Origin of the sequence: Bacillus sp. AFS001701, from assembly GCF_002559405.1 — a bacterium.
Taxonomy (GTDB): domain Bacteria; phylum Bacillota; class Bacilli; order Bacillales; family Bacillaceae_G; genus Gottfriedia.
Map to the genome: position 1 here is coordinate 1 of NZ_NTZO01000192.1, position 23,497 is coordinate 23,497.

Here is a 23,497-nt window from a genome sequence, read left to right on the forward strand (position 1 = left end):
AGTAAGTAAATCAGCAAAAATACGAAAGTAACTTACACATAACAGGTTCAAGAGTAAGTAAAATAGCAAAAATACGAAAGTAACTTACATATAACAGCCTTTAGTGGAAATCAACTAATTGGCGATTATTTGACAAACTCATTTTTCAACAGTCTTTTCTATTTACCTGTTCTATCAAATCTTTTATTATAAGAAAAATAAATGATGATAATATTGATAATAAGTAAATCTAATACTAGGAGATAGAGTATGGATCAAATTCTTTTAGTTTTTATGGCGGTCGCTGAAAAAAGAAACTTTTCAAGAGCGGCTGAGGAGTTACATATGACTCAACCATCCGTTAGTCAGCAAATTCAATTACTTGAGAAGCATATCGGTGCAAAGCTTTTAATTAGAACAAATAAATATGTTCAGTTAACGAAGGCTGGAGAAATTGTTTATTTGCATGCTAAGGAAATAACTAGTTTATACAAGCGGATGTCGACACTTGTGAATGATCTAATGAATGAGGCTAGTGGTCATCTTAAAATAGGTGCTAGTTATACATTTGGTGAATATGTATTACCGCAAATTTTAGCGGAAATGAAGAGACTTTACCCGAATGTCATTCCATCTGTGCAAATAGGGAATACTCGAGAAATTGTTCAGGCTGCACTAAGCTATCAAATTGATATTGGTATAGTTGAAGGCGAAGCGACTCATACAAATTTAAATATACAGCCTTTTGCGAATGACGAAATGTATATTATTGCTGGAACTAAGAGCGAAATATATGCTATTGAAGCTTTGACATTGAATCAAATTGAAAATGAAACTTGGATTGTTAGGGAAGAAGGATCTGGAACAAGGGAAGCGACTGAACGATTATTTGAATTAATAAAGATTCGTCCTAAAAATATAATTGAATTTGGTAGTACACAATTAATTAAAGAAGCTGTAGAAGCTGGCATGGGAATTACCTATCTATCTGAGCTAGCAATAAAAAAAGAAAAGCAATTAAATACCATTGATTACCTAAAAGTAGAGGGGACACCTATTCAACGGAATTTTTCAATTATCACAGATAAAATCGAACTTCAAACGAAATCGATGGAAATATTTATTGAGTTAGTTAAAAAATATTACGAGAAATAAAGTAGGAATCCTTTTTTTATGTAATTGAACATATAGTAAAACGAAAAGTGTTCTAACGATAAAACGATAAAAGGATAATCATGATGAATTTAAGAAAACAAAAGAATAAAACAGCATTAATTACAGGACCAACGGAAGGGATCGGCTATGAGTTAACAAAGTTATTTGCAAAAGATCATTTCAACCTAGTATTAGTTGCAAGAAATAAAATTAAATTAGAAGAAATGGCTAGTTCATTGATGAAGCAATTCAATATAAAAGTATTGGTTATTTCAGAAGACCTTTCTAAAGTAAATTCTGCCCAGTCCATTTTTGATCTAGTTTCAAAATCTCAAATGGAGATTGATATTCTAGTAAATAACGCTGGGGTTGCCTTATACGGAGGCTTTGGTCAGACTGATTTAAAAAAAGAGTTAAAGATGATTCAGCTAAATATCATTACTTTAACAGAGCTAGTAAAATACTTCCTACCAAATATGATTCAAAAAAAATCAGGACAAATTATTAATATTGCATCAACCTCAGCTTTTCAACCAGGACCTTTAATGTCTGTCTATGCAGCTTCAAAGGCTTATGTACTATCATTTAGTGAAGCTCTTTCAGAGGAATTAAGACATACAGGAGTTAGCGTAACAGCAGTTTGTCCAGGACCGACTAGAACAGGAATTATAAATTCGTCCGGTGGAAATAAATCAAAGCTTTTTAAAGGCAAAATTATGACCCCAAAAAAAGTTGCGAAGTTGACTTATGAGGCAGTTAATAAGAAGAAAACGATTGTTATAACAGGCATTAAGAATAAAATTTTAGCACAATCTGTTCGATTCATCCCACGTTCAATCGTTAGAAAACTAGCAAAAAAACTATTAGAAGAGAAATAAAAAATACAGTCTAATTAGGCTGTATTTTTTTAAAACATTTAATTACGCATTACCCATAATAATCTGTTCAAGTGTATTTGCTACATCTTGTGCACTATCAGAAACTGCTTCTAACATTTCATAAATCTCTTTGAACTGAATTATTTTGATTGGATCTTTTTCATTTTTAAATAGTTCTTTAATGGAAGTACGTAATAACGCATCACACTGTGACTCATAATCCTTTACTTGGATCGCATGTACGCGCATTTCTAATAATTTCTTCCGCGAAAGTAACTGAATTGCTTTTAATATTTCATTCGCGGCACTACGAATATTTTTAACAAATTTCACCATGAATTCATCTATTTGAACGATGGAGTACATTTCAAATGTTGCTGAACATTGCTCCATTCCGTCTAGTACATCGTCCATTTTATTAGCAAGTTCTAGTATATCTTCACGTTCAATTGGTGTAATAAATGTTTTATTTAATTCAACGATAATTTGATGAATAAATGTATCACCTTTTGTTTCATAAGCCTTCATTTCTGCAGAGAATGTTTTTAAATCAGTAGCATTTTTTATTTTAAAATCATCAAAATAAATCGAACATTCATTTACATTATTTGCAATATTTAAGAGCATTTCAAAGAATGTATCATTTTTTTTACCTAGTCTCAAGTAGGGTTCCTCCTAAAAACAGATTGATTCAAATCCTTACATTATGTTGCTCAAGAGTATGAAATATTATAAATATGATTCTTAAAAAACAGGCCCAGTTCGATCAATTTTCGCTTTTACGGAAGTTTTGAACTTAACATTCTTATATTCTTTGTCCCAATTTATTTTTTTCCATAAATCTGGATAAGAGCTAGATAAGATTCCTCCAATTCCTAATGCGTCACAATTTGCTTCCAATAATGATTTAGTGATTTCATCAGTCTGTTTAGTAAGAATTTGTGAAAGATCCTTATTTAATTTGTCAGTGTTTAGCTTTTCTCCTACTTTACCTGTATAACTAATAATTGTTAAACCAATAGTTAGATTTAGCTTACATGTTATTTTTTTCGTTTTTTTATCTACTTTTACATCTAAATCCCTTTTCACCTTTTTTACTCTAAAGGAAATTGATTGTCGTTCTCCTAACTGTACAGCCATTTCACTATATTTAGTTAGTCGCCCCATTAGTAGCAATAAAAGACTTCCTTTTTCATTAGGTAAGCTAATTCCTGAAAACTTATCCCCATTAAATAGGTCTATACCACCGATTGTAATTTTATCATTTTCGTCTTTCTTTACAAAAGGTAAAACGATATCTCGACCTGTATCTGTTATTTGTGACCATGCTGAAAATGCAGTTTCTTTCGGTATCTTTGTTGTATTTTCAGCAGCCTGTAGACCTTTTAATATGACAAATGCAATAGGGCTAGTTCCAGGGTTGAGTGAAATAATGTCTGAAGCCTTATCTTCTGCTATTACAATTCTAGTAGAAATATAAGCTTGTCTAGGGCGATAAAAAAGTTCTAAAAAAGGGTAAATTCCTTTTTTAGCAAGATCTCTTCCAATTAAGATAATATGCGATTTACTTACATCAATTTGGCCAGGGAGTTTATTGTTAATGTCAACTTCCATTCCTGATACAGAAGGCCGCTTTACTTTAACAAGTTCGTCCTTAACTTCAAACTGTCCTCCACCTTTATTTTCAATATTTAATGCTCTAACTGTAGCTAAAATATTATCGTCTTGATCTAAATCAAAGCTAATGCCATTAATCATTTTTTTATTAACTAATAGATTTTGATCCCAACAGCTTGCTAAAAAAAAGGTAAACAAACATAAGGATATCAAAAGTGATTTTCTTATAATTGTTCACTCCTTTCAGTTTTCGAAATGATGAAGGATAGACAAAGCAGAATGAAAGGAAGTCCAAATACAACCACATAGCTTAAATAAGTTACGTATTTATCAAAGATAGCTAGTTGATCTTCATCAAATGGTATGATTGTTATGAAAAAAATTAAGATTCCACTAATACATACATTTTTCTTAAATGTTTTTTCATTACTGATACTTTTAGCTGATAAAAATAAGTAAAGTATTACCGAAGTTGTCATTGGTACAATCCAGACCGATATGAAAATCAAATCTAAGCGGTCGATCATTTCAAACGAAAGGGCTTTAAATAAATATAAAACAGGCTCTCTAATTTGTAGAAGTTGTGTTGGACTAAAGCTAACTAAGCAAATAAAGGTAAAATATGTATAGAATAAGGTCACAGAGAAATTGGCAAGACTCACAGTTTTTAATATCCCTTTTTCAGTATCAAGTACAAAAGGAAAGATTAGGAGAAGACTTTCAAATCCTAATATTGAGAGTAATGATTTATGACTTCCTAAAAGGATATTTTTCACTCCTGAATGCCCTATCGGTAGGATAAATCGTAATTCATTTGGTAAATAAAATGTAAAGAACGATAGTAAAAATAGAAGAATGATTAAAACCGATGCTAATACAAAAAATCTTGATATGATTCTTAGGTCACTAATTGTTAAATAAATGCTTGATAAAATAATAATTAGCGATAGTACCCACATAGGAGTTAACGGTAATAACCAAAGAGTTATACTTCTAATAAAAAGAACACAAGCCAGACTTCCAATCATAATAAAATAGATATAGTTAAAGATGTTACAAAACTTTCCTACATATTTACCTAGAATTTTTTTTGTGATATCTGTATATGTAGCATTTGGATATTTTCTTAGTAAAAGCCAATAAATGAATAATGTAATTTGGACTACTACTCCTGCTATTAAGGTAGAAATCCACCCATCACCTTTGGCTGTACTTTGAACAGCATTTGGTAATGAGAGTAATCCTATACCGATTTGACTCTGGATAATAAAAAAGTAGAGCTGTAATTTAGAAATCGAATTAGTATTCGTTATCATTTTTTCTTCCACACCCTAGATATTCTTTGCTGTGTAATCTTTTGAGGACGTGCATCAGTTGGTCTTGTATTTTGTTTCCATGAAGGAAGTCTAAAGAAAGTATCCTTTATATCTTCCTTTCGAAAAGGTGCCATCGGAGAAAAGTACGGAATGCCAAAAGATTTTAATTTACACATATGCATAAAAATTAACATTAAAGTTAGTGTGATCCCAAAGAAACCTAGAATTGAAGCCATAATCATCGTTGGAAAGCCCAATAGTCTCATACTAGTCCCCATCTCACTAACTGGTGATACGAATGAAGCTATTGCTGTAAAGCCAATTACAACGATCATCGTATTTGATACTAAATGTGCTTCAACTACTGCTGTACCAATAACTAGCCCACCAACTATACCAATTGTTTGAGCGATAGGAGAAGGTAGTCGAATAGCGGCTTCCTTTAGTAGCTCTAATATGATTTGCATTGCAAAAGCTTCGACGAGAGGGAGAAATGGTACAAACTCTAAAGAAACCCTAATTGAATAAAGAAGACCTAAGGGTAGTATTTCAGAGTGGAAAGATACGATTGCAATGTATATGGCAGGTAAGCTAATTGCAACAATAAAGCTAAATACCCTAATAATTCGAAAAAATGAACCAATCAACCATCGATGATTATAATCATCCGGAGCTTGATAAAAAGCGAAAAAGGTAATTGGTACAATAGAAACTGTTGGATTCCCATCTACAAGTAAATTTATTTTTCCATCTAAAAGATATGATGCAGCTCGGTCTGGTCTTTCTGTATTTAATACTTGTGGAAATGGTGAAAACGTACTATCCTCGATCAATTCTTCTAATTGTCCTGTTGAACGAAGACTGTCTAATTCAAGGCCTGAAATTCTTTCTTCTATGACCTCAACAAGTTTTCGATTTACAATTGAATCGATATATACCATAGCAACTTTAGTATTCGTAATCTTACCAATCGTAAAATACTTAATCTTTAACCCAGGTGTACGGATTCTTTTTCTTAGTAATTGTATATTTGTATTTATACTTTCTACAAAACCATCGTGAGCACCATTAATATTTTGTTCATTAGCAGGTTCTTGAATTGCACGTTCCTTATCATCTGAAGCTGCTGCTAGAATTCCATTTGAACAATTTTCTTCTAAAATTAGACAAAATCCGTCTAATAAACTATCTCCTAATTTTGAGATATTGGTTGAGTTTTTAATCTCATATGATTTGACGATATTGCCTGTCTCATCCTTCGTTTCTCTTAAAATAGGCTCAATAATAAATGATTGAAGTGCCTCAATTTTTATCATTGACTCAAGAAACAAAATAGCAAAAATCTGGACATTTTTATGGATAATCTTAACAACCAAATCTTCTGTATGACTTAAATAATCTTGAATCATTTCTATATTATTTTTAAGATTATTCGATAAGACTTCTTCTTTATTTGACTTAATTGTTGTTGTATTGGTTCTCATATTGATACCTCTTTGATGGAAGGTCTAATTAGGTTTATTCTTTCCAAAATTAGGTTGTGTATGCAATGAAGACTCATATGAAAAATCATTTAAGATTCCGTTTTTTAGATTAACAATAACGTATAATATTAGTTTTCTAAAAAGTAGAAAAATCGAATCTTGTAGAAATAAACTTGTTGACTTTTTATTTTTTGCATAATAATATAAGGACAATTAATTTAAATAAACATCCATAATAACTTTGCGTTGACGAAGAGTAGTAATGATTACGGAAACTAAAGAGAGCTGATGGTTGGTGCGAATCAGTGTGAAAGTAATCGCGAATGGACTTCCGAGCATTCAAACCGAACCTTAAATAAGTAGTAGGCTTTGGCGAGTAGTCTTCTCGTTACAAAAGACGGGTATTCAATGGAAAGTTGATTGGATACCGACAAAGCGAGCTGTTAATCAGCTAATGAAGGTGGCACCACGGGTCTCTCGTCCTTTTTTAAAGACGGGGGGCCCTTTTTGTATTTATTTAAAATTAAATAATAATAAATCGCTGAGTAAGAAGAGTAAATATTGGTGAATGTCACAGAGAGTTAGACAATGGTGGGAGTCTAATACAGGAACCTTTATCGAATGGGCTTACGAGAGGCATCTTGAACAGTAAAGTAGGGATGCACGGATTTCCACCGTTAAAAGGATAGGGTATCGGAATTATTTAAGTAACTTATTCCCGTATCCGAAAAGTGGGATTCAGATCAATCTGATCCAATCTGAGGTGGTACCGCGGTAGCAACTAATCGTCCTCTATATGCACAATCTTTGTGCGTATAGGGGACTTTTTTTATATTCATCATTAAATTTTTGGAGGTCGAACAAATTGTCAGTACAAAACAAAGCAGAAATAATCATTGAAACGATAATGGGGGATTTGTTTACACCGATTTCATTATTTAAGAAATTGACCACTAGCAAAAAGTTTTTATTTGAAAGTTCATTTAAGCATAAAGAATCTGGCCGTTATTCATTTGTTGGTTCAAAACCAGCTTTTGAATTGATTGGGACAAATCAAAGTGGTCAAATCATCTATAAAAATGGTCAAAAAGAAGAGTTTGTTGGAAATCCACTTTTAAAACTGAAAGAGTTAATACCAATGCATGATTGCTTGGAAGATCAGGATATCCCTTTCATTGGTGGGGGAATTGGATATGTAGGATATGATATGATCCGTCAGTTTGAAGAAATCGGAGTTGAGTTGGAAGACGTTATCGGAATGCCAGATCTCCATTTAATGTTTTTTGAAGTCATTATTGTATTTGATCATTTGGAACAGAAAATTCATTTGGTTGGAACAAAGCTTTCTGACGAAACAACATTTGAAGATTTGAAGAGTGAAATTCAGAAGTATAAGCAAGTAATTCTCGCTAACTCAAATCAAGAGGAGGAAGTAAAACCTGTTGTATTTTCTACTTTCGAGTCTGAAGTTAGTAAAGCTGACTACATGTCCAAAGTAGAAAAGGCAAAGTCATTTATTCAAAAAGGAGATATTTTTCAAGTCGTTCTATCACATCGAATGGGAGCAAAATTTGAAGGGAATCCATTTGACTATTATCGGAAATTACGAATCCAAAACGCGTCACCATATATGTATTATATCGATTTTGGTGATAGCGTTGTCGCTGGTACTTCCCCTGAAAGCTTAATAAAAGTTAAAGATAATCAGGTCATAACGAATCCAATAGCCGGTACGAAACGAAGAGGGAAAACCGATGAACAAGACTTAATGATCGAAAGAGATTTATTACAGGATGAGAAGGAACTTGCTGAACATAAAATGCTTGTTGATTTAGGAAGAAATGATTTAGGCAAAGTTTGCGAGTTTGGATCAATCCAATTAGAAAAATATATGAACGTTGAGAGATACAAATATGTAATGCATATTGTTTCCGAAGTTAGTGGGCAATTAAAAAAAACACATACTTCACTTGATGCTCTTATTGCTTGCTTACCAGCTGGAACCGTATCTGGTGCACCTAAGATTAGAGCAATGGAAATCATTAATGAATTAGAGAGTTCAAAACGAGGGGTATATTCTGGTGCAGTCGGTTATGTATCCATTAATGGAAACCTTGATTTTGCATTAGCTATTCGAACGATGATTTTAAAAAATCAAATGGCCTATATTCAAGCAGGAGCAGGCATTGTTTATGACAGCAAACCCGAACATGAATATGAAGAAACCATTAATAAACTAAAAGCTTTTTTGGAGGAAAATCATGATTTTAATAATTGATCACTATGATTCTTTTACTTACAATCTTTATCAATTTTTGGGTGAGCTTGGCGAAGAAATGAAAATCGCTAGATATGACAAAATTTCGATTGATGAAATAAAAGAAATGAGTCCAAAAGCAATCATACTTTCTCCGGGACCAGGTAAGCCCGAAGAGAAGCAGGAAACGAATGAACTCATTCAAACTTTTCATAAAACAGTCCCAATATTAGGCATTTGCTTAGGGCACCAAGCAATCGGTTATGCATTCGGTGCAAAAATTAGTAAAGCTAGACAAATCAAACATGGCAAAACATCGAAAATTAGGCATGATGGTAGCAACTTATTTGCCTACATGTCTCAACCGTTAGAGGTTATGAGATACCATTCACTGGTAATTGAAAAGGAAACGATACCGCCAGTATTTGAAACTTTAGCATTTTCAATGGACGATCAAGAAATCATGGCTATTAAACACAGAAAATATCCAATCTACGGTATGCAATTTCATCCGGAATCTATTGGAACAGAATACGGTAAACAACTTTTAATAAACTTTTTAAATGAAATAAAGGAGGAATTAAAAGATGAAAGAGTACCTTCAACGCTTAGCTAATCGAGAGTCGTTTACAGTAGAAGAAATGCAAGTAGCTGTCGGGCAGATTCTACAGGATGATCGAATATCAGATAGTGAAATTGCAGCATTCCTAGTTGCTTTAAAAACAAAAGGTGAAACAGTAAACGAAATAGCAGGACTAGTAAACGCGATTCGAAATCATACAGTAGGATTTACTAGGAAGTTTCATAATGTCATTGATAATTGTGGGACTGGTGGAGATAATTCATCGAGCTTTAATGTGAGTACAACATCAGCGTTTGTAATTGCGGGAAGTGGAATTCCAATTGCAAAACATGGAAATCGTAGCATGTCCAGCAAAACAGGTAGCGCCGATGTATTAGAACAATTAGGTGTGGAGCTATCGATTCCAACACAAGCTTCTGAGGAGCTTTTAGATGAAATAGGAATTACCTTTTTATTTGCACCATATGTTCATCCAAGATTGAAAAAAGTTATGAAGGTTAGACGTGAGCTACAAATTCCGACCATTTTTAACTTAATTGGACCTTTAACAAATCCAGTTGAATTAGAGACCCAGCTATTAGGAATTTACAGAAGAGATTATTTAGAAGTATTTGCAGAAGTACTAAATAAATTAGGACGTAAACGAGCGATTGTATTAAACGGTGCAGGGCATTTAGATGAAGCATCGTTAGCTGGCGAAAATCATATCGTCCTACTTGAAAATAATGAACTGAAAAAGATGACACTTCATCCGGAAGAAGTTGGATTAACTTATTACCCAAATACAGAAATCAAAGGTGGAGATGCAAAGAGGAATGCAGATATTCTTCTTCGAGTATTAAAAGGAGAAAAAGGAGCTTTTAGAGATACGGTTTTATTAAATGCTGGTTTAGCAATCTATACTTCAGGGGTTGTCAATCAAATTACAGATGGTATTAAGAAGGCTGAAGAGAGCATCGATTCTGGCGCAGCTTATGAGAAATTACAAAAACTAGTCGAAAAAACTAGCAAACTAAAAAGAGAGGTTATTTAAATGGAAACCATTTTAGATCGAATTATTTCTCAAAAACAAATCGAAGTTAAAAGTTTGAGGGCTATTAGTCGGAAAATAACGAATGAAACAAGGAATTTATCATTAATTGAACAGTTAAAAACTGCAAATCATTTATCGATAATTGCAGAGTTTAAACGAGCATCACCATCAAAAGGAGATATTAATACAAATCTTAATCCTGTAGAACAAGCAAAGAAATATGAAGAAAATGGAGCAGCTGCAATCTCTGTTTTAACTGATCCAACTTTCTTCAAAGGTTCTTTTAAAGATCTGAAAATCGTGCGTGATGCCGTTAATATTCCGATATTATGTAAGGATTTTATTATCGATCCAGTTCAAATAGATACCGCAAAAGAGCATGGAGCAAACATCATTTTACTAATTGCTGCTGCATTACCTTTTACAGAACTAAATCATTTATATCAATATGCTAAGCAGCAAAATCTTGAAGTATTGATGGAAGTACATGATGAGGAAGATTTAGAAAAAGCACTAAAGATTAAGCCCGAGCTATATGGTATTAATAACCGAAATTTAAAAACATTTGAAGTGAATTTAGGTGTGACAGAAAGACTAGCACCATTGATTCAAGCAGACGGAGGTTTCATTATTAGTGAAAGTGGAATTTTCAATCAGTATGATGCAAAACGTGTAAGAGATGTCGGGGCAAACGGAATTTTAGTCGGAGAGGCATTAATGAGGAGCAATGAATTATCATCTAACATGAGCGAGCTGATGGTTCCTATTCTAAAGGAGGCTAAGCAGTGAGAGTGAAAATTTGTGGCATTACCGATTTAAAAACAGCTAAATGTGCAATCAATGAAGGAGCTGATGCCATTGGATTTGTATTTGCAGAAAGTAAGCGTCAAATTGAAATTTCTGAGGCAAAAAAGATCATCGAATCACTGCCAGATTCGGTGTTGAAGATTGGCGTTTTTGTAAATGAAACAAAGGAGACATTGGAATCCATTTACGAGGAAGTTGGTTTAACACATCTTCAGCTACATGGAGATGAAACGCCAGAATTTTGTCGTTCATTATCCTTTCCAGTAATCAAAGCTTTACGAGTTCAGTCGGAAAAGGACGTTGAAAAAATCGCAGAATATGATTGTGATTATATTTTAGTAGATAGCCCGAGTGGAAAATATCGTGGCGGAAATGGAACAACATTTAACTGGGATCTTGTTAAATCAAAGAAAATAGATAACTTGATTTTAGCCGGTGGATTGACAATTGAGAATGTAATACCAGCAAGTAGCGTCGTAAAACCAATAATGGTTGATGTAAGTAGTGGAGTCGAAACGAACGGGAAAAAAGATGAAGAAAAAATAAAAAGTTTTATAAAAAAAGTTAAATTAGGAGGAATTTAAATGTCTACGTACACACTTCCAGATGTAAAAGGTCATTTCGGTATGTATGGAGGAAAATATATACCTGAAACGCTTGTTCAAGCCATAACTGAATTAGAAGAAGCTTATTCAAATATTAAAAATGATCCAGCATTTAATGAGGAAATTGAAAACTTGTTAAAGGATTATGTAGGTCGTCAAACACCTCTTTACTTTGCAGAAAATTTAACTAAGCATGCTAACGGAGCTAATATTTATTTAAAACGTGAGGATTTAAATCATACTGGTGCTCACAAAATTAACAATGCGATTGGTCAGGCATTACTTGCGATTCGAATGGGTAAACGAAAAATCGTTGCTGAAACAGGAGCGGGACAACACGGTGTCGCAACTGCAACAGTTTGTGCTCTATTAAATTTAGAATGTGTTATTTTCATGGGTGCTGAGGATGTTCGTAGACAAGAACTGAATGTTTTCCGAATGGAATTACTTGGCGCAAAAGTGATTAGTGTTGAATCCGGAAGTGCGACATTAAAGGATGCAGTAAATGAAGCCCTTCGGTATTGGGTTGCAAATGTAGATGACACTCATTATTTATTAGGATCAGTAATGGGGCCACACCCTTTTCCTATGATGGTAAGAGATTTCCAAAGTGTAATTGGAAAAGAAACAAGACAACAATTTTTAACGAAGGAAGGTAAACTTCCTAATGCAGTAGTAGCATGTATTGGCGGAGGAAGTAATGCAATTGGTATGTTCCATCCATTTATAACGGATGAAAGTGTGAAGTTATTTGGAGTAGAAGCGGCTGGGCATGGAATCCATACAGATAAGCAAGCAGCATCTTTAACTAAAGGTGTACCAGGCGTATTACACGGTGCATTAATGTATTTACTTCAAGATGAAGATGGCCAAATACAAGAAGCCCATTCAATTTCTGCAGGGCTTGACTACCCAGGAGTAGGTCCTGAGCATTGCTATTTGAAAGATATTGAACGAGTAAAATACGAATCGATCACAGATGAAGAAGCACTTGAAGCATTCCAATTACTAGCAAGATTAGAAGGAATAATCCCAGCATTAGAAAGTGCACATGCAGTTGCATACGCAATAAAGCTGGCAGCAACGATGAAGAAAGATGAAAATTTAGTCATCTGTTTATCTGGTAGAGGCGATAAAGATGTTCATACTGTTCGTGAGAGATTAAAGGAGGGAAAATAATGATGTTAAATCGAATTGAATTCCAATTTTCAGAACGACTTAAAAAAGGTGAAAAGTTATTTATTCCTTATATAATGGCAGGAGACGGAGGTCTAGAAGTTTTAGGGGGAAGACTTGCTTTACTAGAAAAATTTGGCGCATCAGCAATCGAAATAGGTATTCCATTCTCAGACCCAGTAGCAGACGGACCAGTAATTCAACGAGCGGGAATTCGAGCATTACAAGCTGGTACAACATTAAAAGCTGTAATTGAAAAAATAAAAGAAGTTCGTAAATTAATTTCTGTACCTTTAATCGTCATGACATATATGAATCCCATTTTAGCTTATGGAATTGACAGGTTCGTATCTGACCTTCAGCAAGCAGGAGTGGACGGGTGTATTATTCCTGACTTACCAATCGAAGAAGAAGAGATTATCATTCATCAACTTGAAGAATTTGGAGTAGAACTAATTCGTTTAGTCACAATGGCAACACCAAAAGATCGAATCATAAAAATTGCTGAAAAAGGAAGAGGGTTCTTATACACAGTAACAGTAAAAGGGATTACTGGTGTTCGAAATGAGCTAGACGCCAGCCTATCATCCTTTTTAGAAAGTGTTAAAGAAATTAGTAATAAACCTGTAATAGCTGGATTCGGTGTATCTACCCCAGAACAAGTAAAGGAATTAAGCCAAGATTGTGATGGAGTCATTGTTGGTAGTAAAATTGTTGATTTATTTAATCAAAATAAGATCAATGAAATTAAACGTTTAATGGAATCAAGTTTTGTAAGCGAGGAAGTAATCTAATATAAAGTGAATCAGGCTATATCAGTGGTCTGATTTTTTTATGTTACTTATGTTTTATGGGGTATTCTCTCTACCTTAATATTGCTTAGCTATAAAAGATTTACAATTTTTATTTGCGGTTCCGAGAATTTAATTGCAGATTCAGCATTTTTAATTGCGATATCGAATTTTATTTGCAGTACCTCAAATATTTCAAAATGATCCAAAAGTATCCACAAAATAAGGACTGTTCCTTAAAAAACTCAACTACAAACTATCCACTAATTTTGCAGTTCTCCACATTTTTATGGGAAGTTCTCCACATAATAGCGGAGTATCCACAAAAAACTCACTCCAAAAAAATATAACTACAAACTATCCACAGAAATATATATTATTTAAAAAGTTCTCCACAATTGCAGAGTACGTTCATTTTTCTCTCTAGGACATATGTCCTTTCCAAACAACCTTCCAATATCGTTTAATAATGAAGAAATCAAAATGTCAGGAGAGAACTAGATGAAAGGAATTTTATTAGCAATTGTTGGTGGAGCACTCATTACACTACAAGGGGTTGCAAATTCACAAATTAGCAGTGATATTGGTACTTGGCAAGCAGCTACGATTACGCAGTTCACAGGTTTTATTGTAGCTTTATTCATACTACTATTCATAAAAGATAAAAAATTAGCTGATGTTAAGAACGTGAATCCAATTTATTTAACAAGTGGAGCATTTGGGGCATTTATTATTTTTTGTAACGTAACAGCGATCCATCTTAATGGAGTTACATTTTCAATATCAACCCTTTTAATTGCACAGTTAAGTTACACTTTTATCAATGATAGTAGAGGCTGGTTCGGAGTAAAAAAGCTAAATATTAGTCCGTCTCAATTTTTTGGAATAGGTATGATGATGATTGGTGTGATCGTGCTAGGATCTTAAAAGTAATTGTTGGAGGTGAAGTTAACTTGAAAGTCACTAGTCATATTGAACAAATTAATCAATTTTTAGCTGAACTTCATATTGAAGAAGTGTTTAATGAGGATTTAAAAGCTCATATGACTCTTCATCGATTCATGCAAGGAGAGCTTATTTGCTCCCAAGGAGACTTACCACAAAATTTGTTTGTTTTAGTAAAAGGGAAAGTCAAAGTTTATACAACTACAGCAGAGGGTAAAACATTAATTCTTTCATTTAAAAAGCCTCTTGAATTAATTGGCGACATTGAATACGTAAGAGGTTCAAATTATATAAACACGGTTGAGGCTGTTTCTGCGGTTGAAATGATTGCGATAGATTATCGATGGCTAAAAAAGTTTGCTAAAGACTATGCACCATTTCTTCAGTTTTTATTAGATATTATAACGGAAAAGTTTCATATTAAGTCGAATGCGATGAGTTTTAATTTAATGTATCCTGTCGAAGTTCGGCTAGCGAGTTATCTATTATCGGTTTCATACGATGAAACGAATTCTTTACTAAATGATAATTTAAATACGATTAATCTCAAAGATGCAGCGAATCTGATCGGAACAAGTTATCGACATGTTAATCGAGTTATTCAACAGTTTTGTAAGGATGACCTAGTGGAGCGGAAAAATGGGGGTATCCTTATTAAGAATCGAGCTGGCTTAAGTGTTCTTGCTGGTAATAATATATATGAATAACATTTTTTGGATTTATACAGTCATTTTTTGGAGGTGAAGCTGATGCTTTATGGTTTAATATTATCTTTAATTTCAGGATCCCTAATTGGTTTACAAAATATATTCAATAGTAAGGTAAATGAGCGGACAGGAATATGGGTAACGACAACATTTGTATTAGGAATGGGCTTTTTAGCTTCTTTCGTAATGGGTCTAATATTTGATGGTAAGCAATTATTTGTTTTAGATAATATGAAAAATTGGTATTGGATTAGCGGAATTGTCGGTGTAGGTGTTGTATTCTGTTTAACGAAAAGTACTAGAATTCTAGGGCCAACTTATGCTATATCAATTGTTCTTACTTCTCAATTAATGTTTGCATTATTATTTGATTCTAGAGGATGGCTCGGACTTGAGAAAGTACCGTTTTCTTCTAAGCAATTAATTGGTGTTTTACTTATTATAAGTGGTATATTAATTTTTAAATTAAACGGAATTAGTTTTAAACGTATTAAGCTAGTTAAAAATCAATCTAGTAAAATATGAATTAAATAAATAGAGATGGGGAAATGTTATGAAAACATACACAACATTATTATTAGATGTAGATGATACATTATTAGATTTTGGTGCAGCAGAAAAAGTAGCATTACATTCTCTATTTAAAGATCAAAAATTACCATTAACGGATGAAGTTAAGGCAAGGTACAAAGAAATAAACCATGGACTTTGGAAGTCATTTGAAAAAGGTAAAATAAGTCGAGATGATGTGGTGAACACACGTTTTTCAACCTTATTTAAAGAGTTTGGTATTGAAGTTGACGGTTTTCTGCTGGAACAGTCTTACCAAAGTTATTTAGGAGAGGGAAATCAATTAGTTGAAGGTGCGTATGAATTACTTACAAGTCTTCAGCATAAGTTCGAATTATATATTGTTACAAACGGAGTTTCAAAGACACAATACAAACGTTTGAATGCGGCTGGTATTTATCCTTTCTTTAAAGATATTTTCGTTTCTGAGGATACTGGTTATCAAAAACCGATGAAAGAATACTTTCAATATGTATTTGATCGAATTCCAAATTTTGAATTAGATAAGACATTGATTATTGGAGATTCATTTACCGCGGATATAATTGGTGGGGCAGGGGCAAGAATTGATACTTGCTGGGTCAATCCAAAAATGCTTTCAAATGACTCAGATGTAGTTCCAACCTATGAAATACAAAAACTAGATGAACTTTATAAGATTTTAAATATTGAACAGAAGGTTTTAGTTACTTCATCTAACTAAGACCTCTTAAAAAGCAAAGTTTTTCCTCAATCTGATCGTTGATTTTTGAACTTTGTTTACACACTTAAAGCAAAAAGTTAGATACTTTTTGCTTTTTTATTTTACATAAATTAGAAAATATTGGAATAAAAATCATTGACACTGATAATCATTATCACTTAATATGATAATGTGTTTAAAGTTGATAATAATTATCATTATCATCTGTTTGGAATTAAATGAAAATCGTTAGAGGATGTGTAGAAATGATTAATATTCAGAACAAAGATGAACTAACATATTATGAGCATTTAGATCAGGAAGAGTTAAAAACTTTGGATTATCTTAAAAGTGAAAAACCTGAATTATTGGTAGGCTATCTTTCTAATGTGAAAGCAGGAAGAAGAGGAATTTTTCAACGTCTTTTCCAAGCGTTTATAAGAGAAAAGTTAATACCAGATGAAAGAATTACCTGGATAAATGGCGAAGTGTCAAAAATCAACGTAAATCTACCTAGTGGAAGACTTCTGCAAGTTTCTGTTTGCAAATTCCACTCACTTGGAAGATTCGATCTAACTAATGATGTAAATTTAATTGACAAAACATTATCTAACGAACTAATGCATCCTGTTGAACTGATTGAGTTATTAAAGAACGAAGGTATGTTGGAGGAAGCAACTACAAAGCAGTATGAACGATTTAAGCACGAAATTCAAAATGGTGTTGCCAATCTAACGTTGGCCCTAACGGGTGCTACAATCAATCATCAAGAATTAGCGGAAAAGGCTAAACAATTTTCGGTTCATTCTTCAATAGAATGGGCTCTACATCAAAAGAAACAGGATAAAGAATTTAGTCCACTTGCATTTTTTGAACAATGTGTAGTTGAAGGGCATCCTTTACATCCTGGAGCCAAAACAAAGTTTGGCCTTAGTGTCGAAGAGGTAATTCAGTACTCACCGGAATGGGGTGGCAAACCAGGAGTAGTCATTATTGCAGTATCAAAAGACCTTTGTCGAACGACATCCATTGATCATACTACTATTACAAATTGGTTATATAAAGAGTATGAAAGTCTACAGCCTGCTGTTGAAGCGGTTTTACATAATAAAGGCTTACAACTTAGTGATTTTGAATTGATACCAGTTCATCCATGGCAATTTGAAAATACACTAAATGCATTTTATCAAAAAGAGATTGCGCAAGGAAAAATAATTCCAATCAGTGATTTTGTTATTCCAACTCAATCATTAGTGTCATTTCGATCTTTAGCTCCGATTCAAAATTTAGGAGAGAAAAAACATCATATAAAAACGGCAGTTAACGTGCAAACAACAAGTGCTATTCGTACGGTATCACCTAATTCTGTTGTAAATGGTCCGATACTTTCAAAAATTTTTAAAGCAATTCAAGAAAAGGAATATGGATTTGATGGGAGATTTATTGTGCTAGAAGAACGAGCAGGAATTCATTTTAAGCCCGAATGTTTAAATATTACTGAGGAAGAGCAATGGAAATTTCAAGCAAATTTAGCTTCTATTTTAAGAGAAAATCCCGAAAACTATGTTCTACACGAGGATGAAATTCCAATGGCTGCAGCGTCATTAATTTCGAAATCCCCAATAAGTAAAAAGCCAATTGTAATCGAGTTAATTGAAAAATTAGCTAGTGTAAATCATTTAGATGATATGAACGAGGCTGCTAAACTATTTATTCGTAAATATGCAAGAACGTCGTTACCTGGCTTTTTAACAATGATGGTACGTTATGGAATTAGTCTGGAAGGTCATATGCAAAATAGTGTCACGGTCTTTAGAGAAGGTGAACTAGTACGCATTTTAGTGAGAGATTTTGGTGGAATTCGAATACTTCCGTCAAGAATGTGGAAACAAGGTTTTGAAGCAGAATTTTATCCTGGTTCATCAATTGTTACAGATGAGGAAAGCCAGTTACATAATATAATTTCGTATTCAGTTATGCAGAATCATTTTGCTGAGCTAATAACTTGTATAGTACGTACATTAGAGTTCGATGAAGAAGAGCTATGGGAAGAAATTGTTAACATTAGTAGAGAAATCTTCAAGGAATTAAAAAAGGATCCCTTGATTAAAGTGCAAGCATCATTGGATGAAAATGCATTTTTCCAACCAATGATTAACTTAAAAGCTTTAGCAACGATGCGATTACAAGGAGATAGTACTGCTTATTCATTTATGAAAGTTCCAAATCCAATGACGTACTGGAAAGGAGAAATCAGAGAATGAGCACAAGTTTAAGCCAAGTATTATTAGAAAAAGATTTTTTATATGAATCATTTGAAAAACTACGTAACGGAGAACTATTGGCAGATGAAGCTGCAAATCTTACTTTTTTAGTAGGCAATATGCCAAATCTAATTCCAAATTATATGGTAAACCTGGAAAAAGGAAGACGTGGTATTTTAAACCGTCTCGTCGGTTCAATGTTAAGAGAAAACATACTTAATTTTTCTACAAATTCACATGATTTATACGTTATTGACTCGATCTATGCACTAAATGTACCAGCTATTACAAGTTATTGGAGAATGGTTATTCAACAGGTTCAATCTTATAACCTACAATCAGGCAAAACTTATAAATTATATTCTCTTAATGAGGATGAATGTTTGGTTATTTCGGTAAGTCGTACTTATGCGTTTAATCGAATTGAGGTCGACGGTGAAATATTATTTGTTACTGAGAAAGAAGTAACACCAATAAATCACTCGGTTGAACTGTTGGAAATTGTTCGTCACAAAAAAGAGTTCCAATACGAAAGTGAAAAATTTGCTTGGGAGCAGCTTGCAAAGGAACTAATTAATGGAAGTGCGAATCTTGCATTATCCTACGCGTATTGGGACCAAAAGAAAAAAGAGCTTCAAAAGAGAGCTTCAGAATTTAAGATTACGAATGTTTTAGACTGGGTTCTGTTTGAGAAAAAATTAAATTCAGCATTCGACAGTAGCTTATTTTTTGAACAACTTTCGGTTGAAGGGCATAATCTTCATCCAGGAACAAAGACGAAAATCGATATGAAAGCTGAAGATGTTTTTCAATATGCACCTGAGTTTGATGGAGTAGCTACAATTCAATTTGTCGGCATTTTAAAAGAACGTGCCCAGTGGTGTGTGAAAGATGAATTAGAAGAGGATGCAAATAAATTACTATTTAAGGTTTTCCCTGAATTAAGAAATGTAGTTGAGCAACAATTTCAGCTACAAGGCCATCGTTTAGAAGAATATGTAATCGTTCCAGTGCATCCATGGCAACTAGAAAACGCTATTCCTGTAGTTTATAAGCAAGAATTGCATGATCAGACTATTGTTCCAATCCGATCATTTCACGTTCCTTGTGGATCAACATCTTCTTTCCGAACTGTTGTACCACTCGGGAACCAAGAGCGCATGAACTATGCAATTAAAGTTGCAGTTAACAGTCAAATGACCTCAACTGTTCGTACAATTTCTGCAAATACAACGAATAATTCTACGATTGTTACTAGATTAATAAAGTCCATTATGGAAAAAGAGCAAGTATTAAGTAAACAGTTTGTACCAGTTTATGAGGTTGCTGGTTACAATTTCAAAAAAGAAAATGACAAGCAAAAAAATAGGAATTTATCTGCAGTATTACGCGAAAATATTGAGTTATTTACTTTCAATGATGAAGTTGCAATTGTCGGAAGTTCTCTATTTTCAGAATCACCAATTTCAGAAAAGACCATCGTCTCGGAATTAATTGACCAGTATGGTAAAACGACAAATAAATCAATTAGACAGGCTGCTTATCAATTTGTTTCAGAATATGCGAATATTGCGTTACCTGGATTTTTGACACTATTAGTTAAATATGGCATCGGTTTAGAGGGACATTTGCAAAATAGTGTGATGGTATTTAAGAACGGTCAACCTGTCCGGATGCTTTTCCGTGATTGGGGTGGTCTACGAATTTATAAAGAAAGGCTTAGGAACAACAATTTACATGTAGAGCTTTACGCCGGTTCGATAACGGAGACAGATGATTTGAAAGAAGTGCACAATAAATTGTTTTATACGGTATTTCAAAACCATTTAGGAGAGTTAATTTTACAAGTTTGTAAGGAGTTCGGTCTTAATGAGAGAGAACTATGGCAAGAAATCCATCAAATATGTGATCAAGTTTTTGACAAATTAAAGGCAGACCCGAAGTTGACAAAAAATGTGGCATGCGACCGCGAATCTCTTTATCAAATGAAGGTTGAGCACAAGGCACTTACAAAAATGCGATTAGATCCTACAAAGAAAGGATATTCTTACGCAATAGTACCAAATCCTCTTCATGAATTTAAGTAAAAGGGAACGAATTTAAAATGGCACAAATCGATGTAAAGAATAAAAGTAATTCACGTTTTGCTTTTCAATCAAAATCCTTTAATACTTTTATGGCGGGAAGCTTAATTTCTAGAGTTGGAGATTGGATGGATTTAGTTGCATTAAATTGGGCTGTCTTGCAATTTACAAATTCTCCAATTCATTTAGGCATTATGAACGCTTGTAGATTAGTTCCAACATTTCTATTAAGTGTTCCAGCGGGAATAATGGCTGACAGGTTTGATCGTCGAAAATTGTTAATATGGCTTCAAGTAGGAATAATGCTGTTAACATTTGTGATCGGATTTCTTGTCGCAAAAGGTCCGTCATTTTGGCTGTTTGCACTAATTGTGACGATACGCTCGATGCTTGCAGCTATGGATCCACCAATTCGAAATGCGCTAATACCAAACCTTGTACCGGAAAGTTCAATGGTGAGCGCACTTGCGGTTAATACAATGATTATTAATCTATCGCGAATTATTGGACCTGCAATCGCTGGTATCTTGTTAGGTATTACAAATATAGCAAATTTATTTTATATCAATGCTTGGGGTACATTTGCTGTCTTAATCTCTTTAGCAATTATTCGGGCAGACTACCAATTGATTAAATATAAAGATAAAGATGAAAAAATAACGATAAAAGAAGCTGTCGATTTCGTAAGGAAGAAGCCATCAGTCCAATCATTGCTTATATTAGCAATTGTTCCAATGGTATTTGGTTTTCCATATACGACAATGACGCCACTGTTTGCTAAAGAGTTATTGCATCTCGGTCCTGAAGGATTTGGTGTTTTATTATCGATTTCTTCCATTGGTGCAATCATTGGGACAAGCTGGTTATCTATTGGGAAAGAGAGTATTGAAACGGGTAAATGGCTAATTTACTCAATTATTGGATTTGGTCTATCATTGCTATTATTTATTGGAACAAATAATTATCTAGTTGCAGGTTTGGCAATGTTCCTTGTTGGTTTAACGAGTCAAACATATAGAACGTTGAGTCGAATTACACTGCAAAAGCAGGTTCCAGATCATCTCAGGGGAAGAATTATGAGTATTGCTTTAATGGATAGGGGATTTATTCCATTAGGTGCATTATTAATTGGAGCAATAGCATCAAGTTTGGGAATTCTCTGGGCGGGAAGTGTAATGGGGCTTGGCTGCATCTTAACTACTTTAATGATTGTGTTGAAAAGAAGAGAAATCTTAAAAGTATAACTTTATTATTCTTAGGAGTGTAAGAAAATGATCGCAAATATTGTGCAAACACAAAGTCGAGAGCAAGATCGTCCATTTTGTGCATATCTTTATGACCTAACAAAATTACGAAATCATGTAAATTCATTAATGACAACTCTTCCTTCAAGCTGTCGATTATTTTATGCAATAAAAGCAAATTCAGATGAAATGATTCTTAAAGCATTGGCACCAATTGTGAATGGTTTTGAAGTAGCCTCGTTAGGAGAAATTGGAAAGGTAAGGAATATTGATCGGAATATACCAATCCTATTCGGTGGCCCTGGAAAAACACGTCATGAAATCGAAATGGCAATAGAGTATGGAGTAACCTTACTTCATGTTGAAAGCTTACATGAAATAAAACTTGTTAATTATATAGCAATGCAAAAACATGTCTCTGTTTCAATATTATTACGAGTTAATTTACGTCATTCTGTGCCGTCAGCTAAACTAAAAATGGCTGGAGTGCCAACACAATTTGGTATTGATGAGACAGAAATAGATAAGGCGATTACCTTTATAGAAGGATTACCTAACTTGAAATTACAAGGTTTTCATTTTCATGCCATGTCGAATAATACGGATTCAAAATCCCATGCTTCTTTTGTAGATCATTGCTATGGATTGACAAAAGAGTGGAGTAACAAGTGGAACTTAGACATTACATACGTAAATGTCGGTGGGGGAATTGGAATAAATTACTTACAGGTAGATAAACAATTTGATTGGGAAGATTTTACGGAACAATTGGAAAAAGTACTCGAAAAGCATAATGACAAAAGTTGGAATACTTTATTTGAGTGCGGTCGATATCTTACTTCTTCGTGTGGCTATTATGCAGCGGAAGTCCTAGATATTAAACAAAATCACGGTGAGTATTTTTGTATTCTAAGAGGTGGAAGTCATCATTTAAGACTTCCTGCAGCTTGGAAGCAAAGCCATCCATTTACTGTCATCCCAGTAGAAAAGTGGCCATATTCTTTTGAAAGACCTGAAGTAATCGATGAAAAGATTACAGTAGCTGGTGAACTATGTACACCAAATGATGTATTGGCTAGAGAAGTCATCGTTTCAAAATTACGGGTAGGCGACATTTTGCTATTTAGCTATGCAGGAGCGTATGGCTGGGCAATCTCACATCATAATTTTCTAAGCCATCCACATCCAGAACGAATTTATGTAGACCGTGATTCTTTAATTAGGCAGTATGATTTTGTAAATGAAGGAATGTTTTTTGAAGTACAAAGTTAACCTAGGTATGAAAAAACTGAGGAACTCTTGGTCAAGACCCCAAAAAGT

Annotated in this window: 21 protein-coding genes and 2 other annotated features; of the genes, 17 read left to right on the forward strand and 4 right to left on the reverse strand. The window is 33.7% G+C overall.

What is annotated here, in order from left to right:
- The first annotated feature begins 249 nt into the window (after window positions 1-249).
- Window positions 250-1,134 (forward strand): LysR family transcriptional regulator, encoded by an 885-nt coding sequence (locus tag CN514_RS13595; RefSeq protein WP_098233058.1) that lies wholly within the window; start codon window positions 250-252, stop codon window positions 1,132-1,134.
- An 83-nt stretch (window positions 1,135-1,217) separates the two neighbouring features.
- Window positions 1,218-2,012: an SDR family NAD(P)-dependent oxidoreductase gene (locus CN514_RS13600; RefSeq protein WP_098233059.1), complete on the forward strand. Its 795-nt coding sequence runs from the start codon at window positions 1,218-1,220 to the stop codon at window positions 2,010-2,012.
- Between the two features lie 42 nt (window positions 2,013-2,054).
- Here the strand turns inward: CN514_RS13600 and CN514_RS13605 are convergent, their stop codons facing one another.
- From CN514_RS13605 to CN514_RS13620, 4 genes are all read right to left on the reverse strand, one after another.
- Window positions 2,055-2,675, reverse strand: coding sequence for a DUF47 domain-containing protein (locus CN514_RS13605; protein WP_097975071.1), 621 nt, complete (start codon window positions 2,673-2,675; stop codon window positions 2,055-2,057).
- A gap of 81 nt (window positions 2,676-2,756) precedes the next feature.
- Window positions 2,757-3,842 carry a Ger(x)C family spore germination protein gene (locus CN514_RS13610; RefSeq protein WP_286141676.1) on the reverse strand — a complete coding sequence of 362 codons (1,086 nt, stop codon included), beginning with the start codon at window positions 3,840-3,842 and terminating at the stop codon, window positions 2,757-2,759.
- Between the two features lie 11 nt (window positions 3,843-3,853).
- Complete coding sequence (locus tag CN514_RS13615; RefSeq protein ID WP_098233061.1) at window positions 3,854-4,945, reverse strand: GerAB/ArcD/ProY family transporter; 1,092 nt, start codon at window positions 4,943-4,945, stop codon at window positions 3,854-3,856.
- Entirely contained in the window at window positions 4,942-6,429 is a 1,488-nt protein-coding gene (locus CN514_RS13620) for a spore germination protein (protein ID WP_098233062.1), read from the reverse strand. Before CN514_RS13620 ends, CN514_RS13615 begins: the two co-directional genes overlap by 4 nt.
- Window positions 6,430-6,666: 237 nt before the next feature.
- Window positions 6,667-6,917: a binding site (T-box leader), on the forward strand.
- A 44-nt stretch (window positions 6,918-6,961) separates the two neighbouring features.
- Window positions 6,962-7,225 (forward strand) — a binding site (T-box leader).
- A gap of 111 nt (window positions 7,226-7,336) precedes the next feature.
- On the opposite strand from CN514_RS13620, the gene trpE reads away from it, so the two are divergent.
- From trpE to CN514_RS13695, 15 genes are all read left to right on the forward strand, one after another.
- The gene (gene trpE, locus CN514_RS13625) at window positions 7,337-8,707 is read left to right on the forward strand and encodes an anthranilate synthase component I (protein WP_286141678.1); all 1,371 of its coding nucleotides are present in this window, start codon (window positions 7,337-7,339) and stop codon (window positions 8,705-8,707) included.
- A complete protein-coding gene (locus tag CN514_RS13630; protein ID WP_098233064.1) occupies window positions 8,691-9,302 on the forward strand; it encodes an anthranilate synthase component II in 612 nt (203 codons plus the stop codon). Before trpE ends, CN514_RS13630 begins: the two co-directional genes overlap by 17 nt.
- A complete protein-coding gene (trpD, locus tag CN514_RS13635; RefSeq protein WP_098233065.1) occupies window positions 9,274-10,302 on the forward strand; it encodes an anthranilate phosphoribosyltransferase in 1,029 nt (342 codons plus the stop codon). The genes CN514_RS13630 and trpD overlap by 29 nt, the downstream gene beginning before the upstream one ends.
- Window positions 10,303-11,091 (forward strand): indole-3-glycerol phosphate synthase TrpC, encoded by a 789-nt coding sequence (gene trpC / locus CN514_RS13640; RefSeq protein WP_098233066.1) that lies wholly within the window; start codon window positions 10,303-10,305, stop codon window positions 11,089-11,091.
- A complete protein-coding gene (locus tag CN514_RS13645) occupies window positions 11,088-11,693 on the forward strand; it encodes a phosphoribosylanthranilate isomerase (protein WP_098233067.1) in 606 nt (201 codons plus the stop codon). Before trpC ends, CN514_RS13645 begins: the two co-directional genes overlap by 4 nt.
- The gene (gene trpB, locus CN514_RS13650) at window positions 11,694-12,893 is read left to right on the forward strand and encodes a tryptophan synthase subunit beta (RefSeq protein WP_098233068.1); all 1,200 of its coding nucleotides are present in this window, start codon (window positions 11,694-11,696) and stop codon (window positions 12,891-12,893) included.
- Complete coding sequence (gene trpA / locus CN514_RS13655) at window positions 12,893-13,684, forward strand: tryptophan synthase subunit alpha (RefSeq protein ID WP_098233069.1); 792 nt, start codon at window positions 12,893-12,895, stop codon at window positions 13,682-13,684. Before trpB ends, trpA begins: the two co-directional genes overlap by 1 nt.
- Before the next feature lie 498 nt (window positions 13,685-14,182).
- The gene (locus tag CN514_RS13660; RefSeq protein WP_098233070.1) at window positions 14,183-14,608 is read left to right on the forward strand and encodes a DMT family transporter; all 426 of its coding nucleotides are present in this window, start codon (window positions 14,183-14,185) and stop codon (window positions 14,606-14,608) included.
- A gap of 26 nt (window positions 14,609-14,634) precedes the next feature.
- Window positions 14,635-15,333, forward strand: coding sequence for a Crp/Fnr family transcriptional regulator (locus tag CN514_RS13665; RefSeq protein ID WP_286141677.1), 699 nt, complete (start codon window positions 14,635-14,637; stop codon window positions 15,331-15,333).
- Window positions 15,334-15,375: 42 nt separating this feature from the next.
- Complete coding sequence (locus tag CN514_RS13670; RefSeq protein WP_098233071.1) at window positions 15,376-15,858, forward strand: DMT family transporter; 483 nt, start codon at window positions 15,376-15,378, stop codon at window positions 15,856-15,858.
- A gap of 28 nt (window positions 15,859-15,886) precedes the next feature.
- On the forward strand, window positions 15,887-16,606 hold the full coding sequence (locus CN514_RS13675; RefSeq protein WP_098233072.1) for a YjjG family noncanonical pyrimidine nucleotidase: 720 nt from the start codon (window positions 15,887-15,889) through the stop codon (window positions 16,604-16,606).
- A 245-nt stretch (window positions 16,607-16,851) separates the two neighbouring features.
- Window positions 16,852-18,849 (forward strand): IucA/IucC family protein, encoded by a 1,998-nt coding sequence (locus tag CN514_RS13680; RefSeq protein WP_176525905.1) that lies wholly within the window; start codon window positions 16,852-16,854, stop codon window positions 18,847-18,849.
- Complete coding sequence (locus tag CN514_RS13685; RefSeq protein ID WP_098233074.1) at window positions 18,846-20,936, forward strand: IucA/IucC family protein; 2,091 nt, start codon at window positions 18,846-18,848, stop codon at window positions 20,934-20,936. Before CN514_RS13680 ends, CN514_RS13685 begins: the two co-directional genes overlap by 4 nt.
- 17 nt (window positions 20,937-20,953) lie before the next feature.
- Window positions 20,954-22,177 (forward strand): MFS transporter, encoded by a 1,224-nt coding sequence (locus tag CN514_RS13690; RefSeq protein WP_098233075.1) that lies wholly within the window; start codon window positions 20,954-20,956, stop codon window positions 22,175-22,177.
- 27 nt (window positions 22,178-22,204) lie between these two features.
- The gene (locus tag CN514_RS13695) at window positions 22,205-23,449 is read left to right on the forward strand and encodes a type III PLP-dependent enzyme (protein ID WP_098233076.1); all 1,245 of its coding nucleotides are present in this window, start codon (window positions 22,205-22,207) and stop codon (window positions 23,447-23,449) included.
- Window positions 23,450-23,497 lie beyond the last annotated feature (48 nt).

Bases quoted from the DNA above. Each gene is read 5' to 3' on its own strand.
- CN514_RS13595 (WP_098233058.1), top strand. From the start codon at position 250: ATGGATCAAATTCTTTTAGTTTTTATGGCGGTCGCTGAAAAAAGAAAC.
- CN514_RS13600 (WP_098233059.1), top strand. From the start codon at position 1,218: ATGAATTTAAGAAAACAAAAGAATAAAACAGCATTAATTACAGGACCA.
- CN514_RS13615 (WP_098233061.1), bottom strand. From the start codon at position 4,945: ATGATAACGAATACTAATTCGATTTCTAAATTACAGCTCTACTTTTTT.
- CN514_RS13620 (WP_098233062.1), bottom strand. From the start codon at position 6,429: ATGAGAACCAATACAACAACAATTAAGTCAAATAAAGAAGAAGTCTTA.
- trpE (WP_286141678.1), top strand. From the start codon at position 7,337: ATGGGGGATTTGTTTACACCGATTTCATTATTTAAGAAATTGACCACT.
- CN514_RS13630 (WP_098233064.1), top strand. From the start codon at position 8,691: ATGATTTTAATAATTGATCACTATGATTCTTTTACTTACAATCTTTAT.
- trpD (WP_098233065.1), top strand. From the start codon at position 9,274: ATGAAAGAGTACCTTCAACGCTTAGCTAATCGAGAGTCGTTTACAGTA.
- trpC (WP_098233066.1), top strand. From the start codon at position 10,303: ATGGAAACCATTTTAGATCGAATTATTTCTCAAAAACAAATCGAAGTT.
- trpB (WP_098233068.1), top strand. From the start codon at position 11,694: ATGTCTACGTACACACTTCCAGATGTAAAAGGTCATTTCGGTATGTAT.
- trpA (WP_098233069.1), top strand. From the start codon at position 12,893: ATGATGTTAAATCGAATTGAATTCCAATTTTCAGAACGACTTAAAAAA.
- CN514_RS13660 (WP_098233070.1), top strand. From the start codon at position 14,183: ATGAAAGGAATTTTATTAGCAATTGTTGGTGGAGCACTCATTACACTA.
- CN514_RS13670 (WP_098233071.1), top strand. From the start codon at position 15,376: ATGCTTTATGGTTTAATATTATCTTTAATTTCAGGATCCCTAATTGGT.
- CN514_RS13675 (WP_098233072.1), top strand. From the start codon at position 15,887: ATGAAAACATACACAACATTATTATTAGATGTAGATGATACATTATTA.
- CN514_RS13680 (WP_176525905.1), top strand. From the start codon at position 16,852: ATGATTAATATTCAGAACAAAGATGAACTAACATATTATGAGCATTTA.
- CN514_RS13685 (WP_098233074.1), top strand. From the start codon at position 18,846: ATGAGCACAAGTTTAAGCCAAGTATTATTAGAAAAAGATTTTTTATAT.
- CN514_RS13690 (WP_098233075.1), top strand. From the start codon at position 20,954: ATGGCACAAATCGATGTAAAGAATAAAAGTAATTCACGTTTTGCTTTT.
- CN514_RS13695 (WP_098233076.1), top strand. From the start codon at position 22,205: ATGATCGCAAATATTGTGCAAACACAAAGTCGAGAGCAAGATCGTCCA.